Raw genomic sequence first — 19436 nt, forward strand, 5'->3', positions numbered from 1 at the left:
CTACTAAATTATTGTTAACTTAGTTTTGTCTTAATTTTTTAATTTCTTCAGCATAAGTTTCGCCAGCAGTTTTATCAAATTCTTTTGCAACGCGTCTGAGAGACATGCTCGAACGCTTTGGCAAACGAATCTGCACAACACCAACAAAATTGCCATTCTTTCCAGGCACTCCAGCACCTTCTATACGAACTTCATCACCGCTTGAAACACAAGCTGGAACTTTGAAAGTAACAGGATTGCCGTCTACGTCGTTTATGCTAACTTTTGCACCATGCACTGCTTCACTTAACGTTAGCGGCAATGTAGAAATCAAATCGTCGCCTCGCAAAGTAAATTTATCTGATGCTTCTACTTGAACATGCAAGTACAAGTCACCTGCAGCACCACCGAACTTGCCTGGCTTGCCTTTTCCTTTCAAACGAATTTTCTGTCCGGTTTTTACACCAGCTGGAATATGCGTTTTAAAAGTTTCACCAGCCGCACGCAACGATACTGTAGCGCCTTTAAAAGCTTGCTTAAATGTGAGCTTTATATCGGTTGTTATATCTTCGCCAACTTCAGGCACGTCAGCTTCCTGCGATTGAGAATACCTCCCACCACCAAAGCCACTCGTACCTTGGAATCCTGCTGAATCTTGAGAGCGATGACCTCCACCAAACATGGAGAAAATGTCGCTCATATTTGGTCCAGCACCGTTGGATGTAAAGCGAATGCGCGAACCGTTTCCGCCCATGCCATAGCCGCCGTTGAACATGGAGAAAATGTCCGAGAAGCTCGACGCATCGAAACCGCCAGCACCACCTGCTCCTCCAGCGAAACGAGCACCACCAGCACCAAATTGACGGATAGCATCGTAACGTTGGCGAGTTTGACTATCTTTTAATACGTCATAAGCTTCAGAAACATCCTTAAATTTTTCTTCAGCTTCTTTTGTTTTGTTTAAATCAGGGTGATATTTACGAGCAAGTTTGCGATACGCTTTGGTAATCGTCGCCTCATCTGCGTCTTTGGAGACACCGAGAACCTTATAAAAATCCTTAGCTAACCATTCATTTTCAGCCATTTGTGCCTCCTTTCTTCACAAGCACATTGGCTATTTCGCTTTTGACCCAATATAGGCTGCTCGTGCCAACTCTTATGAGTCAGCACGAGCAAGTTATGCAACAAAATCACGAAAGAGTTTCGTTAGTCATTGCTGTGGTGAAGAAACGACCACACGAGCGGCGCGAATAACGCGATCTCCTATTCGATATCCTGCTTCAACTACAGCATCAACAGTTTCTTTTGTAGCGTCTGGATCTGGTCTGTGCAAAATTGCATCATGCTTGGTTGGGTCAAAATCTTCGCCCTTTTCACCAAACTTTTCCACACCAAACTTTTCAAAAGCCTTATCTATCTTAGTTGCTACAGCCTTGAACGAATCATCCATTTCGCTATGCTCGCGAATGCGGTCAATGTCATCCAATGCTGGCAGCAATGCTGTCAGCACGTCAATAATTCCATGTTGTCTGAAACGATCCTGCTCTTTGGCAGAACGATTTCTGAAGTTTATAAACTCAGCACGCTCTCGCTGTAACGCTTCCAAGTACTCTGCAGCTTCTTTCTTAGCTTTACCTAAGGGAGTTAAACTGCCACTATCTGCGTCTTGGCTGTCTTTCGATTCTGAAGATTCAGTGGAATTCGCTGTATCCTCAGAATTTGCGGAATCCGCAGAAACGTTAGCATCAGCTTTCGCGTCAACTTTCGTTTCTGCAGGATTTGCATCTTCAGCAGCTTTCGATGAAGATTGCGCAGACGATTTCGCAGAATCACCTGTAGCTTTTACATCCAGCGAGTCAGCATCTTCCATATCTTGCAAATATTCGTTGGCGTTAAAGTCGGACATTACTTGTTGTCCTTATCGTCCTTGTCGTCGTCCACCACTTCGGCGTCAACTACATCATCATCCTTAGCTGCAGAACCAGCCTGAGCGCCAGCAGCAGACTGAGCGCCAGCTTCGGCACCAGCAGCACCCTGAGTTCCAGCATCACCCTGCTGAGCGTAAAGCTGCTGACCGATCTTCTGAGCAGAAGTCATCAACTCGCTTTGAGCAGACTTAATCTTCTCAACGTCGTCACCCTTCAAAGCTTCCTTCAAAGCATTAACCTTGTCGGTAACTTCCTTAGAGATTTCGTCGGAAAGCTTGTCTTTATTGTCGTTCACGAGCTTTTCAGTCTGGTAAGCAAAGGCTTCTGCTTGGTTGCGAACTTCAGCTTCTTCCTTACGCTTCTTATCTTCAGCTTCGTGAGCTTCAGCTTCCTTCACCATGCGGTCAATTTCGTCCTTTGGCAAACCAGAACCACCGGTAATAGTCATGGACTGTTCCTTACCAGTGCCCTTATCCTTAGCGGAAACGTGCACAATGCCGTTAGCATCAATATCGAAAGTGACTTCAATCTGCGGAACGCCACGAGGAGCTGGAGCAATACCAGTCAATTCAAAAGTGCCAAGAGGCTTGTTATCGCGAGCAAACTCACGTTCACCCTGGTAAACCTGAATCAACACGGATGGCTGATTATCTTCGGCAGTAGAGAATACTTCCGAGCGCTTCGTTGGAATTGCAGTATTGCGATCGATAAGCTTTGTCATAATTCCACCCTTGGTTTCAATACCCAAGGAAAGTGGAGTTACATCAATAAGCAGAACGTCTTTGCGATCTCCCTTAATAACGCCCGACTGCACAGCTGCACCAACTGCAACAACCTCATCTGGGTTCACGGACTGGTTAGCTTCCTTACCTCCGGTAAGTTCCTTTACCAAATCCTTCACGGCTGGCATACGAGTAGAACCACCAACAAGAACCACGTGATCGATCTGGCTTACTGAAATACCAGCGTCAGAAAGAACGTTGTTAAATGGAGTACGGCAGCGACCGAGCAAGTCGGAAGTCATTTCCTCAAAGTGAGCACGAGTCAAAGTCTCATCCAAATGCACTGGAGTGCCGTCAGGAGTCATTGCCAAGTACTGCATAGAAATTGAGGTGGAAGTAGAAGAGCTAAGTTCCTTCTTTGCCTGCTCAGCAGCTTCCTTCAAGCGCTGCAAAGCAATCTTATCCTTGCTCAAATCAACGCCATACTTGTTCTTAACTTCGCCAACGAGCCAGTCAATAATCTTCTGATCCCAGTCGTCGCCACCCAAGTGGTTATCGCCGTTAGTGGCCTGCACCTGAATTGTGGAGAATCCGTCGTCATCCTTACCAATTTCAAGCAAGGACACATCGAAAGTACCGCCACCCAAGTCGAATACCAAAATGCGCTCGTCTTCCTTGCCTTTTTCAAGACCGTAAGCCAAAGCTGCAGCAGTTGGTTCGTTGATAATACGAAGCACGTTCAAGCCTGCAATCTTACCTGCATCCTTAGTTGCCTGACGCTGAGCATCGTTGAAGTAAGCTGGGCATGTAATAACGGCATCGGTTACCGGCTCGCCCAAGTAAGCTTCAGCATCGCGCTTCAACTTCATCAAAACCTGTGCAGAAATCTCTTGTGGAGTCCACTTCTTGCCGTCGATATCAACAGTCCAATCAGTGCCCATGTGGCGCTTTACTGAGCTAATCGTGCGATCAACGTTTGTTACAGCCTGACGCTTAGCAACTTCACCAACCAAGATTTCGCCAGACTTGCTGAATGCCACAACAGATGGCGTGGTACGTGCGCCTTCAGCGTTTACAATAACTGTTGGGCTGCCACCTTCAAGAGTAGCAATGCAAGAGTTGGTTGTTCCCAAATCAATACCTACTGCGCGTCCCATAATTTCTCCTTAACTAGGTATTGCACCTTTTGTGCAATTACGCTTTCCTTCAAGTTTTGTAGTTACGTAAGCTGAGCTCTATTTAGATTCCTTTTTTGGAAACTAGGTAAATCATCAGCTTTTTTACTTTCCAAAACTTGAGCCTACTACACTCAACTTGTAAAAGTCAACTTTTATTCCCAAAAATTACAAAAAACTTTATATAACCAGACTCAAGTTTTGCAAGATGCGCAAAATATAAGGAAAAATTCACATGCTGAACTTAAAGCGGCGCAAAGAATTATCTAATGCGTTGTAGCGCGCTAAAACGCCAATAAGCGGCGTGCCAATACCGGTTATAAGTTTGATTGCTTCAGTCGCCATCATTGCGCCAACAATAGCTGCAGTCGCACCCAACACAGCCGATTTCGGTACTTTTTCTTTAGGAGGCGGGCAAGCATACAAGTCACGCAAACCAGGACCTTTTCCTGGCACGAAAACGCTTACTTGGCCTTCATAATAAAGCACCGAGCCGTAAACTTCTGGCGTACCAGCACTCCAAGCAGCATCCGCAATCAAAAAGCGAGTAGCAAAATTATCGCAACCGTCGATAACAATATCGTGACTTTCTACAAGCTGCTTTGCGTTGTCTTCATTAAATCTATCTACAAGGTTGATTTTTAAACCTGGAGATAACGCTTGCAGACGCTTAGCTGCAAGTTGCGCTTTAGATTTACCGCACTGATCGACAGTATATAAAGTCTGTCTTTGCAAATTAGAAAGCTCAACAACGTCGTCGTCACAAATCGTGATTTCGCCAACTCCTGCCGCAGCAAGCGAAAGCAAGCACGGAGAACCAAGTCCACCTGCACCTACCATGCAGATTTTCGCATCGCGAAGTAACTGCTGATGTTCATGCGTAAAGCCCGGCAGGAGCAAGTGACGGCTAGTGCGTTCCGCCTCAAGCTCCTGCAGGTTGTCGTAAATTTTATTAATCGTCATGCTTAAATAATTATGCCGAAAAATTACAGTACTAAATTACAGTACCGAAATTTACAGTACAGAATCCGCCCAAGCGCGACCTTCAACAGGCGAAGACGCGAGCGCATGTTCACGCTTAGGAATACGGCCAGCATCGTGAGCAAGCTTTCCAGCAGTTACAGCAGCAGCCATTGCGCGACCCATTTTCACTGGGTCTGGGCAGCGAGTTACAGCACTTGCAAGAAGCACACCGGAGCAGCCAATTTCGAAAGCTTTAACAACATCGGAAGCAGTGCCAACACCAGCATCCAAAATCACAGGAACGCCAGCTTCCTTGCATTCTTGAACAATCAGCTCAATATTTCGAGGATTCAAAATGCCAAGACCAGTGCCAATTGGAGCACCACCAGGCATAACAGCCTTCACACCAAGCGACACAAGACGACGAGCCACAATCGGGTCGTCATTCGTGTAGCAAAGCACGCTAAATCCTTCTTCAATAAGTTTTTCAGCAGCAAGCAAAACTTCGCGGGTATCTGGGAGCAAAGTATCGTCGTCTGCAATCACTTCGAGCTTAATCCAGTCAGTTCCAAGTGATTCACGAGCCATCTTTGCTGTAAGAACAGCATCATGCGCAGTTTTGCAACCAGCAGTATTTGGCAAAACGTTAATATTGTGGCGCTGCAACATGCCGTAAATATCCACACCAGTTTTTGCGTGACGGCGCATTGCAACTGTTGCCACTTCCGCACCTGAAGCCACAAGTGACTTTTCCATAATGTCAATGCTCGTCATGCCGCCTGTGCCAAGCAAAAGCCTTGAATGTAAAGTCTTACCGCAAAGCTGCCAAGTATCGGCACTTTCTTCTGTATTATTTTCTGTCATTTTAAGCCTTTTATTTAATATTTAATATTTTGTAAGTATCAGCCGCCTTGAACTGCGCTAAGAATCTCGACTTGATTCCCATCACATATGACGGCTGATTCCCATTGCGCGCGAGAAAGCACATCGTCGCCAATTGCGACCGCTATACCAGGTCCTGCATCCGAACCATAACGTTGCGCAATAAGCTGAGCAACAGTTAATCCGTCTTGCACTTCAATAGTTTCACCATTGACTACGATTTGCATAATCTAACCTTTACTAACTAAAAGCTGAATTACTAAAAGTACTTTCTGCATCACACTTACGTCTATATTTGAACGCTTCACACAATTCGCAGCGAAATATAGCAAATTCACTGAAATTAGCGATTAGAAGCGAGCAGGATCGCAGCTTTCCAAGAAGCCCTTTTCCTTCTCAGTTAACTCTTGCTCAAGCACAAGCTTTGCAGTCAAAGAAGAGCCCAAAGCTGTGAGCAAAATACCGTGACGGAAGTAACCGGTGGAAATCGTGGTGTGTGTCTTAGGATCAATGCCGATGAATGGCAAATCATCTGGAGTTCCAGGACGGCCACCAGCTGTAACCTCAGTAATCGAGCATTCCTGAATGCCAGGAAGCACGCTTGCGGCATCGCGAAGCAAGTCAAGCACGCCACCGACCTTTGGAATATCGCGGTCGTCTTCGCGAGAAGTAGCGCCGAGCACAAGCTCGCCTGTTTCCTTAGCACGAGGCACCAAATAAACTGGACGGTCGTGCACAAATCCACGAACCACAGAGCTCAAAATTGGACGCAAAGGCTCCGGAATAGTCATACGAATCATGTCACCCCACACAGCACGAAGCTTAAGCTGAGGAAGCATGTCCTTAGCACCCAAACCGGATGCCAAAACTGTGTCTGGACCCAAATCGTCTGGAGTGCTTGCACGACGCTCAACAACAACACCGCGCTTTTCAAGTGCATCAATCATTGCTGCAGTGAAAAGACGAGGGTTTATTTGATGGTCGTCCGGCACGCTTACAGCGCCAGCAATAGTTGGCGAAAGCGCAGGCTCAATTTCACGAAGCTTACTCACAGAAATATGCTCAGCTCTACGACCATAACGGTGCTGCAAGTTTAGCAACTCGTTCACGTGCTCGTTGTCTGCAGCGTCACCACCGATTACATAAGAGCCGCACTCTAAGTAGCCGGTTGGCTTATCGGTGTACTTTGCAACCGAATCAACCAATTCCTTATACATAGTTGCAGACTCAAACATAAGAGGATACAACGCTTCTTGCTGATATTGCATTTCTGCGGTAGGAGCTAGCATGCCGGCAGCATGGTGAGAAGCGCCAGAGACTGGATCTGGATCAATTATGCTAACTTTTACGCCAGCTTCCGTAAGTCTCCAAGCTGTTGCTAAACCAATAATACCTGCACCAATAATACGAATATTTCGCATAATACTCCTTCCCTACGGCGGCATTACCCGCATCAGGTTTACGGTCGGCTTTCGCCCTCTCAGCCTGTATAGAACAAGCTCCCGCGTTTCGTAGCTTTGACTTTCAAAACTGCGATTGTAAAGCACTGTAATATTGCCAACTTTAGCGATATTACAAACGCTACAGATAGACGTAACGAAATTATGTGATTTTCGTCACACTACCGTGCAGCATTTTAACACTTCTACAGAAAATCTGTTAATTTATCCGATATGTCAAGCTGTAAAACTAAGCAATTTTGCTACTGACGCAGTACGCGTTCTGCGTTAGTGTCTCATTCTGTTTGTTTTGAGACACTAGTGCAGATTTCATACTGCGTTAGTGTCTCTTGATTGCGATTTTGAGACACTAACGCAAGTTTCGAGGATATTGCAAACGCAGATGAAATCACTCAACCGAGCGCAGCAAAATCTCCTCAAGCGCATGCTTTACAGAAACAGGCAGTGTGCAACGCCATTGCGCCCACTTAACTACAGATAGCTGATCAGTTGCGTAAGCGTTAAGCATATCAACATTGTTGCGATACTTTTCTGCTTCCGATTCGTTTTCGTATTCAAGAGTTGAGATTGCAGCAATAGCGCTTGCACTTCCACCAGCCTCACGCACTGCGTCAAAAGCCATTTCCTTACCTCGGTACGGCACTTGCGCTTGAAGCAGGAATCTGTAAGCGTCGCCGACTTTAGGGTCGACAGCGATTTGCAATCCGCCGTCAACAATTACGCGAACTTCCGAACGAGCTGGCACGTCTTTTACAGAAACAGTTAAGCTCAAAGTCGACTCTTCACCTTCGTAAGAAATTGCAAAATCGCTTGCATTAAGCTCTCGGCTTCCTACAAATACGCGCACTTTCGCAAAATCTGCGCAAGCAACTCCTCTAAATACAACGTTCCAGTTGCGTTTTTGCGGCACAGATTCTACGGCAGTTTCCGCACCTTCTACACCAGAAATAATAAATTGCGAAGAGCCATTTCCGTCTCGCCACACAAAATTCATACGTATGTCGGCAGTGTTTCCAGCAGACGCTGCAGCAAAGTCACCGTTATCTTCTCGCATTACGAACTCGCCGTCAGCTCCAGGGAAGGCGAGCACGCGCAAACTACGAGGATTTTCAATGCTATTAACAGATTCCGCAGCCTCAGCACTACGCTCGCAATCTGCAACTTCCGGCAAAACTTGCAGAGGCACAATTGCTCCAGCACGCGCAAAAGCAGGCACGCGGTCAAGCGAGCGCCACGCTTCAAATCTGCGACCATTCCATCCGCGAGACACGTACCTGCGCCCGTCAAACAAATCGTACCAATCACCTTCCGGCAACCAAACTCCAGCACATCCGCGCAAAGTAGCAGCATCGTTAGGCGAAACAATCGGCGCTATTATAAGCTCACTTCCAAAACGGTATTCGTTAGGAATTTCGTAAGCCATGCCAACTTCCGGCGACTGCCAGTACATTGGCTCAATAATCGGTCTGCCATCAAAAGCCGCTCGATAATTCATCGTATAAACGTATGGCAAAAGTTCTGCACGCAAACGAAGCATTTTCACCATTGCTTCACGAGTTTCCTTAGGGAAATTCCACGGCTCTTTTCCAGCAAATGGCGAGCAAGTCGAGTGAAGACGATTAATAGGACTAAACGCACCGAAAGCATACCATCGCGCTTCCAACTCGTTATTGCGAACGCCAAGCATGTGTCCGCCAATATCATGACTCCACCATCCGTAACCAATATTGGAAGCCGTAGAAGTGAAGTAAGTTTGGAACGCAAGCGAATCCCAAGTAGTGACGGTATCTCCCGAGAATCCAACTGGGTAGCGATGCGAACCAGGGCCAGCATAACGAGAGAATGTAAGCGGCCAGCGGCCGTCGCGCGCAGCATCCTCATAATGCATGTGGTTCAGCATCCAAAGCGGATCCAAGCCAGGCTCGCGCGTCACACCTCCCTGCTGCCAGTCAATCCACCAAAATCGCACGCCTTCATCTTCCATGCGATGGTGCATATTGAAGTAAGCTTCAACAAATTGCGGATTTGTTAAATCAAATTCCACAGCTTTACCGCTTGCAGGATCAATTCCCATATCTCGCGCAACTTGCGGATAATCTTTTTCAAACGCACGCACGCCGTCGCGCGGATGCAAGTTCAAAGTTGGAGCCAATCCAGCAGCGTTAAGTTTACGCAAAAAAGCGCGATGATCCGGGAAAAGTTCCTCATTCCACGTGTAACCAGTCCAACCGGAACCATATTTTGCATCAACATCCGTAACATGCCAATCCATGTCAATAACAGCTGCACTGAAAGGTATGCCTTCGCGCTTAAAACGATTATGCAATTGCAAATATTCGTCTTGATTGTAACTGTAGTATCTGCTCCACCAATTGCTTAGCGCAAAACGTGGAAGCAGCGGCTGAGCACCTGTGAGCTTATAAAAGTCTTGAATTGCTTGAATGTAGTGGTGTCCATAGCCGAAGAAATACAAGTCTTTATATCTGCCATTTTGTTCGCTAACTTTTTGCGCACGCGACTTAACCCAAGCCCCATACGGGTTTGGTTTTCCATTTATTTCCTCATCCGGCGCAATTTCGCAAGTTACAGAATCGTCTAAAATAGACCATCCGTCGCGCGAAAGTATTCCTTTACCAAGTTTTACAGGTCCGTTCGCCTGATCCAAAGTTCTAAAAGTTCCAAGAAGATTTCCCGGGCAGTCGTCACCATAATGCCACGTATTAAATTGAGTACATGGCACTCCGCGCACAACAATACTTAAGCCTTCTTTGCTAAAAGCTTCGCAATTATAAGTAAGGTGGAGCTTTTCAGTTTCTACTTCCAGCCATCCGTTTGCATTTTTATGCGCACTAAATTGCGGCTGAGCATCCGCGCTATTCTGAGCAAAATTGCGACAAATCACAGTTTGCGTAGGATTGTCAACAAACTCTCCATCGTCACTCCACTCAAGGCGCAACAGCGAATCTGTAATAACTGTAATTCGCCACTTTTCGCCTTTAATTACCTGACTATCCTGCGCCTTTGCATTTGAATCAGTTGCGTACTTATAAAAAATTCCCAACTTGGAAGAGTCCATACTATTGCACACCTCTGTTGTTACCTGCGACTTTGCTTATTAACAATTTTACGTATTATTTTATGTATTATTTTGTTTGCTTACAACTTATAACTTTAATGAATGTATACTGCAAACGCTGACGCAATGATCAACATTAGCGGATACCACGCATACATAACACAACGGAATGTCGTCGAGTTTTTAGGACCATCACCATAAGCGCTACGATAATGCAACACAGCCACACCAATACCAGGTGCAAGCATCGACATAGCACCGAACATTCCTGCAGTCATCTCCATAGTAATTTCGCGCTTTTTTAATAATTCAAAAAGAAGTACGAAAATAAGCAAAGTTACACCGCCGAAGAAAATTCCATGCTGCACAAAAACTTTTCCGATCAAATTCCAAAGAAGACCCGCAATGATAAGCACGGTAATAGCAAAACCTTTACTAAATCCGCTTAAACGCTCCCTAATTGTATCTATACCCGAAAGTACGAATAGTGCGATAACCATTGCAAATACAGGATTTTGCGAACGCATGTCGAACAAACATTTTGAATTCACCAAATCGTATGGAACTTCGCAAATTACTGCCAAAATCAGCAATCTTAACATGTAAAGATTCAAATTATGAGTGTTATGGTATCCGCGCACTAGTATCCACGCATACCATGGCACTGCAGTCCAGCTTATAAATTCGCAAACTAATATGATTGTCAATGCAAACATATTATTGGTTACTGCTCCGCCAAACATTCGCGCAATTACTGTGTTGCTAAATGCGCCTAGCATAAGCATAAAAGCACCGAGCATTTTGAGCTTATTGAGCGTGATTCCAGTTTTTATGTTACGGTCAGCACGAATTGGTTTGCCGTTTGCGTCAAGCATTTCCTTATTTGTGTTATCACTATCACGCATTATTGCTTTACCGCTATTAATACTCATTACACGTCCTTGTTTATTTGCGCATACCTAGTTTATATAAACTTTATCCGCAGTTGCGTATCTACTTGACTTGTACACTACAATTTACATTCCAAACACTGCAAAACTTTGAGTGCCAAGCGTTAAGCAATCACCATTAACTGATATTTCTCCGATTTTAAGTAATGGATTGTAAGCAGATTCTTGCGTAAGATTCGCTAATGCTTCTAATGAAACTGTTTCACTATTTACACCTGGGTTCATAATAACAATGCTTCGTTCTGCAGCTGATTCTCCTGCGTCATCTTTTGCGCAACGTTCGTAAGCAAAGCCGCGGCCGTCAACCGGAGCATACAAAACTCTCCAAGACGCGTCAGCTTGCAAAGATTTGCGACTATGGCGAAGCGCAATAAGCGAGCGCACCCACGAAAGGAAGGAATCTTCGCAATTAATTTGCGCAGAAACAGTTGGAATTTCACCACTTTCCACTGCTTGTTTTCGAGAATTTGCGCAAGTTCTTCCGTCTACTCGAGCTTCAACAGGCAAGTATAATTTAGATTTTGCAGCCGTCGAGAAGCCAAAATTCTTTGCATCATCCCATTGCATTGGCGTACGAGTACCAGTACGAGCGTAACCGCCTTCTTTTGTTGGAATATCGCGATATTTCATGCCAATTTCGTCGCCGTAATATACAAATGGCACGCCTGGCATAGTGAGTATCATGCCGAAAGCCACACGACGCTCACGATCGTCAAGACGCGGAGCTAAACGCGGCGTATCGTGATTGCACGTGATGAAACTAAAGTAACCTTGATTGCAAGTTGACTCATATTGTGGGCAATAATCGTCTAAAAATGGGCAAATACTGCCTCCGCCGTGCGAATTAAAGTAGCTGTGATCATGCTCAGGATTGTTATCTAAAGCGTTATCAACATCACGAGCTAAACGTGCGTAGCCGTTAGGATTTCCATCCCAGCGCCAATTCAAATAGAAGTCCATGTCGAATCCGGCAGCAAGAGCCTGACGTGGCCTACCCCATTCGGAAACAAAAGCAGCATGCGGATACTCTTCTTTTACAGTTCCAAGCATTTCTTGCCATGCGCGAATCGTATTGTCTTTTCCAAGACTTCCTTCGCCATTATTGTCATCGTTTTTTACAAGCGAATCAGCCATATCAACACGGAAGCCGTCAGCGCCGAGCGAAAGCCAAAAACGCATAACATCAACCATTGCAGCGCGAGTTTCAGCAGCCTCTTTAGAATCAGGAGAAGATTGCCAAGCTCGATCCCTATGCGCAAAACCGTAATTTAATGCAGGCTGGCATTTAAAGAAGTTCAGAATATAGGTGGCATCACGCTCAGTTTCACCCCCAATAAACGGCATAGAATAGCCACTAAACGCACTGTCTGTCCAAATATATCGCTTGCTGAACTCATTTTCTTCAACTTTCGAGCTTTTCTTAAACCACTCGTGCTCTTCACTCGTGTGCCCCGGCACTAAGTCAAGTAATATGCGGATACCTCGATTGTGAGCTTCACTAAAAAGTTGCTTTAAATCTTCGTTAGTTCCGTAACGCGCAGCTACTTTTTTGTAGTCGCGCACGTCATAGCCCGCATCTTTAAAAGGCGAATCATAACAAGGATTAAGCCAGATTGCGTTGCAGCCAAGCGATTTTACATAATCTAATTTTTCAATAATTCCCTGAATATCGCCTATGCCATCACAATTGGAATCGCAAAAACTTTGCGGATAAATTTCGTAAAAAACCGCGTCTTTAAGCCACTGAGCATGATCGTATAATGCCATTATTTCACCCTTCTCGCGTTGTGCTACTTAGTTTACACGCAACCACTTGAAAAAATTTATAGGGCAAAATATACAGACTAACCCGCCACTCATTTGCAAACGACATGATATCCGTGTATACTACACAGTGCTTACGAACGGATTTGTGAGACTTGTGACGCTGCTCTACGCAGCAATCGCGATGTTGCGTCACAACGGAGTCCGTTACTACGCCACCAAATGATATGCCAGTTTTTGGCATGATATAGGAGGTCAAGGATGACGAATATTAAGAAGATGCTGGGTGCAGGTCTTGCAGTTGCTACTTTGTTTGGATTTGCAGCTTGCGGTTCTAGCACTAACAATAGTTCTGATGGCAAGGCAGCTCCAGTAAAGCTTACTGTATGGTCTGCTTCTGAAGATCAGAAAGCCGGCGGCTGGATTGACACCATGGAGAAGGAATTCAAGAAGGATCACCCAGAAGTTAGCTTCAAGAATTCTGTAGTTGCTCCTCCAGATGCTGCAACAACTGTAAAGCAGGATCCTAAAGCAGCTGCTGATGTTTATCTCTTCCCTAACGATCAGATTGGTGAGTTAGTAAAAGCTGGTGCTATTGGCGAATTAGGCGATGACGCTGTAAAGCAGGTTAAGGAGCAGAATGAGGACGCTTTGGTTAAGTCCGTCACTGCTCAGGACGGCAAGATGTATGGCGTTCCTTATACCAGCAACACTTGGTTCATGTACTACAACAAGTCCAAGTTCTCTGCTGATGACGTTAAGTCCCTCGACAAGATGCTTGAGAAGGGCAAGGTTGCATTCGATATTGGCGGCGGCTGGTACCTCGCCGGTTTCTACCTCGATGGCAACCTGAAGTTCTTCGGTGATAATGGTCGCGATGCAAAGGCTGGTATTAAGCTCGGCGATAAGGCAGCTGCTGTTACCAAGTACATTGCAAAGTTCATTCAGAATAAGAACTTTGTCATGGATGGCAATGGTGCAGGCTTAGCTGGCATCAAGGATGGCACTGTCGATGCTTACTTCTCCGGTTCTTGGGATGAAGCAGACGTAAAGAAGGCATTAGGCGATAATTACGCTGCCGCAGCTCTTCCTAAGTTCAAGACTGAAGCTGGCGAATTGCAAATGAAGTCCTTCGTTGGTTCTAAGGCCGTTGGCTATAACCCGAATTCCAAGGCTCCAGAAATGGCTGCTAAGTTTGCTGCCTTCCTTGGATCTAAGGAATCCCAGAAGAAAGCTTATGAGCTTCAGAGCGTAATTCCTTCCGACAAGACTCTTGCAGATACCGTTAAAGATGATGCAGGTGCTACTGCTCAGATGGAAACCATTGCTAAGACTTCCGTCGTACAGCCAAATATTCCTGAAATGAGTGCATACTGGGATCCGTCTAAGAACTTCGGTTCCGCTCTTGCAAACAAGGAAATTAATGAAAGCAATGCTGCAGCAAAGACTGCAGACTTCCAGAAGAGCTTCGATGAAGCTCTTAAGAAGTAAGCTTCCTCATAGTATCAATTATCTGAAAAGCGTAAGTAGTGCTACACAACTTACGTAAAAATAAAACGCCCCGCTCCCCACACTATTGTGAATAGGGGCGGGGCGTTTTATTTCTTCTCGAAATGCACTCATTGTTTATAGGAAAGGCATGTCATGTTTGGCACAGCATCCATGAAACGATTGAAGCGTCGGAATACACCGAATTCTGAACGCTTTGCACCGTCACCATACTCATTGCAAAAAGCAGCAAAAAGTGCTGACATTTACTCTTGGCTCTCTATCATCATTTTCGGCTTCGGTAATTTAGCACGCCGACAGTTCACTAAAGGTGTTATTTTCTTAGTAACTGAAATAGCTGTAATCTACTTCTTAGCTACTACTGGTGTCGAATATTTACCAAAGATTACGACTTTAGGCACTCTTAAGGCAACAAAGATTAAAATCAGAGGTTTTTGGCATTATACAGAGGGTGACAGCTCTGTGGAGATTCTCCTTTACTGCGTTATGTCTCTTGCTGCTATTTGCTTACTAATTTTCTTAGCTACTCTGTCTTTACGCAGTGCTTATAAAGCGCAAGATACTGTTGCAAAAGGTAAGAAGCCCGCTAATTTCTACGAAGATTTAAAGTCTTTACTTGATCAGAATGCTCATGTTGGTTTTATGACTATACCAACCATTGGAATTGTGCTCTTTACGATTTTGCCATTAATCTTCATGATCTCTATGGCCTTCACCAACTATGATAGCAAGCATGTTCCACTGTTTAACTGGGTAGGATTACAGAATTTCTTCGATATTGGTAATTCGAATAGCTTAATTAATGCTAAAGTTTTCATAGACGTGTTAGTTTGGACTTTAGTGTGGGCTTTCTTCGCAACATTCTTGAACTTCTTCTTCGGAATGTTCATGGCTATGATTATCAATAGACGCACTACCCGCTTCAAGGGCTTATGGCGCACTTGCTTCTCGCTAACTGTTGCAGTTCCACAGTTTGTTTCATTACTCGTTATGCATAGTATGCTTCAACGTGAAGGTGCTATTAATCGTTTACTCTTAGCTTCGGGATGGATCCATTCTCCATTACCGTTCTTCCAAGACGCAACATGGGCACGAGTAACGGTGATTCTCATCAATCTTTGGGTTGGTATCCCGTATACCATCATGCAGATTACAGGTATTTTGCAAAACGTTCCTGCAGAACTTTACGAAGCCGCAGAGCTCGATGGAGCAAGTTGGTGGCAGCGTTTCATGAACGTCACAATGCCATATATCTTCTTCGTAATGACACCTTACTTAATTACAACTTTCACGGGCAACGTAAACAACTTCAACGTTATTTACCTCTTGTCAGGAGGCGATCCGTCATCACTCACATCTTCAGCAGGTAAGACTGATTTGCTTATTACATGGCTCTACAAGCTGACTGTAGACAAGAGCGACTACAGCATGGGTGCTGTGATTGGCATTATGACATTCATTGTTCTTGCTGTCGTAGCACTGATTACGTATCGCAACTCTGGATCTTACAAGAATGAGGAGGGATTCCGGTGAGTAATAAAGATAAAGTTACGCAATCTGCACCTGAACAAAAAGATCAGTCAGTGCATAGCACGCGTAGCGTTCCAATGTGGCGCGATCAACGAGTTCGTCGTCGCGTCGGAGATTTTGCAGCGCACTTGTTCCTGATTCTCATGTCTATTGTTTGGCTTATGCCAATCGTTTGGATATTCTTGGAAAGTTTCAACAAGAACACAGCCCCATATCAGAAGACATTCTTCCCTACCGAGTACTCATTTAATAACTATATTCAACTGTTCACTCAGCGCGAAACATTTGATTTCCCACGAATGTTCCTCAACACTTTGATTGTGTCAATTTTCGTGTGCATTATCTCACTGTTCTTCGTACTCGTAGTGGCATTCTGCATGTCTCGTCTGCGCTTCCGCGGTCGTAAGACATTCATGAATATTGCTTTGATTTTGGGTATGTTCCCATCCATCATGGCTGTTATCGCTATTTACTTCATCTTGAAAGCATTTGGCTTAACAAACGGTAGCGTAATACTCATCTCCTTAATTATCGTGTACTCCGCCGGTAGTGGTATGGGCTTCTACGTTATGAAGGGCTACATGGATACTATTCCAAAGTCTTTGGATGAAGCTGCATACTTGGACGGCTGCACAACTTGGCAGGTGTTCTATAAGATTATTCTTCCAATCTGCAAGCCTATGATTGTCTTCCAAGCTATTACAAGCTTCTTAGGTCCATGGGTTGACTTCGTTTTAGTCAAGACTATTGCGCGAACTGCAGATAATTACACTGTTGCTGTAGGCTTATGGCAAATGCTTCAGAAAGAGTATATTAATCACTGGTTCGCACGATTCTCCGCTGGCGCTGTGTGCGTTTCCATACCAATCTCAATCCTGTTTATCGTTATGCAGCGCTTCTACGAAGAGTCCATGTCTGGCTCCGTTAAAGGCTGATAAGTTACAGGATATAAATCTACTGAAGGCTGATACGCTTTCGAGCGTTTCAGCCTTCTTTTTCACTAGACAACACGAACACATAAAAATAAAAAATAACTTAACACACTCGCCGTTTGACTTAATACGATAATGGCTATCGCATAAACCCTACCGTGTTTAGCCAAATAGTGCCGCAAAACGTAAAAAACTTGATAACAGAACAATAAGTGAATAATAAAATTTAAAAACTGTATAATTACTAATACGATTAAATAATTTAGAAAATTTAGACGATTCGCAAAATAGCGAAAGAAGAAGGATACCATATATGACGACTCCATCTTCGGCAACATGGCCTGTATACGAAGGACCTCTTGGATTTACTTTGAACGCTAAATCTACAACATTTACTGTATGGGCACCAACTGCACAGAACGTAACGCTAAGACTTTTTGAAACTGGAAATAACAGTGAGCCAACTCAAACGCATGAGTTGAAACCACTACATGATGGAGCTTGGCGAATTAATTTCCGCAAGCGTTTAGACGGCATGTACTACGATTATCTTGTTACTTTCCAAGATGGCACAGTAAATCGTACAAGCGACCCTTGGGGCGTAGCAAGCGGCGTAAATGGCGAGCGCAGCCTTGTAATAGACGATGAGCGAGTATCTCCTGCCAATTGGCATAAAGATAAGTCTCCTAAGTTTGTGCGCCATGCAATGGTTGTGTGGGAAACACATGTTGCAGATTTCAGCAGCAATCCTAATGGAGGCTTTAAGCCAGAACATAGAGGACAGTATCTCGCTTTTACTGATGAACATACATCTTTGCAAAATCCAGATTCTTCTGAATGCAACTTCCCTACTGGCTTAGATTATTTAAAGCAGCTTGGTATCACTCACGTACAGCTCGAACCTATTTACGATTTTGCAACAGTTGACGAATCCGCAATCGACAATGCGCGCAAAAACGGTGCTTCTGCAGAAGAATTAGATTCTCTATACAACTGGGGTTATGATCCTCACGCTTACAACGTTCCTGAAGGCGCTTATTCTAGCAATCCTTACGACGGCACTGCGCGAATTCGCGAATGCAAGGCAATGATTGCGGCATTACATGCTAATGGCCAACGCGTAATTATGGATGTTGTTTATAACCACATGTACAAGTCCGCAGAAAACGCTTTCGAATGCATGGCTCCTGGATATTTCTGCAGGCGAGGCTCTGACGGATCTTTTGCTAACGGTTCTGGATGTGGAAATGAAATGGCTTCTGAACATCCTATGTTCCGCAGGTTTATTATTGAATCTTTGCTGCATTGGGCACGCTGCTATCACATTGATGGCTTCCGTTTTGATCTTATGGGATTGACTGATACTGAAACCTTAAATCAGGCACGAGCTGCATTAGATGAGCTTCCTGGCGGTAAAGATATTGTTATGTATGGAGAACCGTGGGGAGCATCACATCCTGCTGTTGATGAGAAAGTTCCGATGGGAGATAAAGACGGCAGAGGTACTCTTAATGAGCGCATAGGCTGGTTTAGTGACGAGTCTCGCGATTCTCTCAAAGGAAACGTCATGAACCATCTCGACCGCGGGTATGTAAATGGCAATGAGTTCTGGTGCTCGGATGCGGCTCGTCAAACTCTTGATGCATGGCGTGATACTCCTTCTGCAGGCAAAGAAGTTGGACAAATTGTTCAATATACTTCTGCTCACGACGATTTGACTTTGTGGGATAAGCTTTGCATTTCTATGCACGAGAATGTTAGCGATTTTGAGTTTGACGCTCAAGATACGAAACAAGTTGCGGATATTTTGAACGCTAATATGTTTGCAGCTGGAATTGTTTTGTGCTCTGCAGGCACGCCATTTATGCTAAGCGGAGAAGAGTTTGGGCGAACTAAGCACGGTTGCGATAATTCTTATAATCGCGGTGTACTAATGAACCAGCTCGACTGGGCGCGCGCTGAACGTTTCAATCCGCTTGTTCAATGGTATCGTGCACTTATAAAGCTTCGTGCTGAATATAGCTCATTGTATGACGGCAAACGCAAACAACTTGAAACGTCTAACCATACTGTTTTGGCTACGCGCATTGGCAATAATTTAATTGTTTGCGCAAATCCTATGTATCATGAAGATGCAACTATTCAGCTACCTGCTATTCATAGTGCAAAGGCTCAAGAGTGGCATTGCGTACTTAATTCAAGTGATTATTTTGCTAAGTGGACTGGAGAACAGTCTGACACCGAGGTAAATATTACAACCGAAAAAAGTGCTGCTACCCTACACTTACCTACCAGAACTTTTGTTGTGCTTAGCAACAAGTAATTGCGTTTTAGTAAGTAAAAAAAATAACAGACTATCAGACGATTGCAACTAAACGTGAGTAATAACAACACTTGCGTTTAGTTGCAATTACTTATAAAAACTAGCAAATATGTCGCAACGCTAATTTGCAAACGATGTCAGGTATTTATATAATTGACAGGCAGGGTGTATTTCAATCCAGAGATGTATTGATTTACGCACTATCGCCATAGTTGCACATTTGGCACGCTTACGACGATGTTA

General features: G+C 44.6%; 14 protein-coding genes. 4 read left to right on the forward strand and 10 right to left on the reverse strand.

Translation table 11 applies throughout. The features are described from left to right. Nucleotides 1-19 precede the first annotated feature (19 nt). The 10 genes from AC1EK3_RS05520 to AC1EK3_RS05565 all read right to left on the reverse strand — a co-directional run bounded on the left by AC1EK3_RS05520 (nucleotide 20) and on the right by AC1EK3_RS05565 (nucleotide 12902). Nucleotides 20-1063: a DnaJ C-terminal domain-containing protein gene (locus tag AC1EK3_RS05520; RefSeq protein WP_480033682.1), complete on the reverse strand. Its 1044-nt coding sequence runs from the start codon at nucleotides 1061-1063 to the stop codon at nucleotides 20-22. Between the two features lie 126 nt (nucleotides 1064-1189). Beyond that, on the reverse strand, nucleotides 1190-1885 hold the full coding sequence (grpE, locus tag AC1EK3_RS05525) for a nucleotide exchange factor GrpE (RefSeq protein ID WP_415689938.1): 696 nt from the start codon (nucleotides 1883-1885) through the stop codon (nucleotides 1190-1192). Then, on the reverse strand, nucleotides 1885-3786 hold the full coding sequence (dnaK, locus tag AC1EK3_RS05530) for a molecular chaperone DnaK (protein ID WP_480033681.1): 1902 nt from the start codon (nucleotides 3784-3786) through the stop codon (nucleotides 1885-1887). The genes grpE and dnaK overlap by 1 nt, the downstream gene beginning before the upstream one ends. Before the next feature lie 249 nt (nucleotides 3787-4035). Continuing rightward, nucleotides 4036-4767 (reverse strand): HesA/MoeB/ThiF family protein, encoded by a 732-nt coding sequence (locus tag AC1EK3_RS05535; protein ID WP_480033680.1) that lies wholly within the window; start codon nucleotides 4765-4767, stop codon nucleotides 4036-4038. 51 nt (nucleotides 4768-4818) lie between these two features. Next, a complete protein-coding gene (locus AC1EK3_RS05540) occupies nucleotides 4819-5631 on the reverse strand; it encodes a thiazole synthase (protein ID WP_004104776.1) in 813 nt (270 codons plus the stop codon). Nucleotides 5632-5669: 38 nt separating this feature from the next. After that, entirely contained in the window at nucleotides 5670-5876 is a 207-nt protein-coding gene (gene thiS / locus AC1EK3_RS05545; RefSeq protein ID WP_480033679.1) for a sulfur carrier protein ThiS, read from the reverse strand. A 123-nt stretch (nucleotides 5877-5999) separates the two neighbouring features. After that, a complete protein-coding gene (thiO, locus tag AC1EK3_RS05550; protein ID WP_480033678.1) occupies nucleotides 6000-7070 on the reverse strand; it encodes a glycine oxidase ThiO in 1071 nt (356 codons plus the stop codon). 427 nt (nucleotides 7071-7497) lie between these two features. Then, nucleotides 7498-10185, reverse strand: coding sequence for a glycoside hydrolase family 31 protein (locus AC1EK3_RS05555; protein ID WP_480033677.1), 2688 nt, complete (start codon nucleotides 10183-10185; stop codon nucleotides 7498-7500). A 95-nt stretch (nucleotides 10186-10280) separates the two neighbouring features. Beyond that, on the reverse strand, nucleotides 10281-11117 hold the full coding sequence (locus tag AC1EK3_RS05560) for a TraX family protein (RefSeq protein WP_415683067.1): 837 nt from the start codon (nucleotides 11115-11117) through the stop codon (nucleotides 10281-10283). A gap of 84 nt (nucleotides 11118-11201) precedes the next feature. Continuing rightward, nucleotides 11202-12902, reverse strand: a complete 1701-nt coding sequence (locus AC1EK3_RS05565) for an alpha-amylase family glycosyl hydrolase (RefSeq protein ID WP_480033676.1) — start codon at nucleotides 12900-12902, stop codon at nucleotides 11202-11204. A 258-nt stretch (nucleotides 12903-13160) separates the two neighbouring features. Here AC1EK3_RS05565 and AC1EK3_RS05570 point away from each other — a divergent pair, with 258 nt between their 5' ends. The 4 genes from AC1EK3_RS05570 (at nucleotide 13161) to pulA (ending at nucleotide 19193) form a co-directional block, all read left to right on the forward strand. Beyond that, nucleotides 13161-14390 (forward strand): extracellular solute-binding protein, encoded by a 1230-nt coding sequence (locus AC1EK3_RS05570; RefSeq protein WP_480033675.1) that lies wholly within the window; start codon nucleotides 13161-13163, stop codon nucleotides 14388-14390. A gap of 153 nt (nucleotides 14391-14543) precedes the next feature. Continuing rightward, nucleotides 14544-15941 (forward strand): carbohydrate ABC transporter permease, encoded by a 1398-nt coding sequence (locus tag AC1EK3_RS05575; RefSeq protein ID WP_480033674.1) that lies wholly within the window; start codon nucleotides 14544-14546, stop codon nucleotides 15939-15941. Then, nucleotides 15938-16873 carry a sugar ABC transporter permease gene (locus AC1EK3_RS05580; protein ID WP_480033673.1) on the forward strand — a complete coding sequence of 312 codons (936 nt, stop codon included), beginning with the start codon at nucleotides 15938-15940 and terminating at the stop codon, nucleotides 16871-16873. Before AC1EK3_RS05575 ends, AC1EK3_RS05580 begins: the two co-directional genes overlap by 4 nt. Nucleotides 16874-17183: 310 nt before the next feature. Then, entirely contained in the window at nucleotides 17184-19193 is a 2010-nt protein-coding gene (gene pulA, locus AC1EK3_RS05585; RefSeq protein ID WP_480033672.1) for a type I pullulanase, read from the forward strand. Nucleotides 19194-19436: the final 243 nt, after the last annotated feature.

It is taken from the genome of Gardnerella sp. C0026F2 (assembly GCF_056590715.1).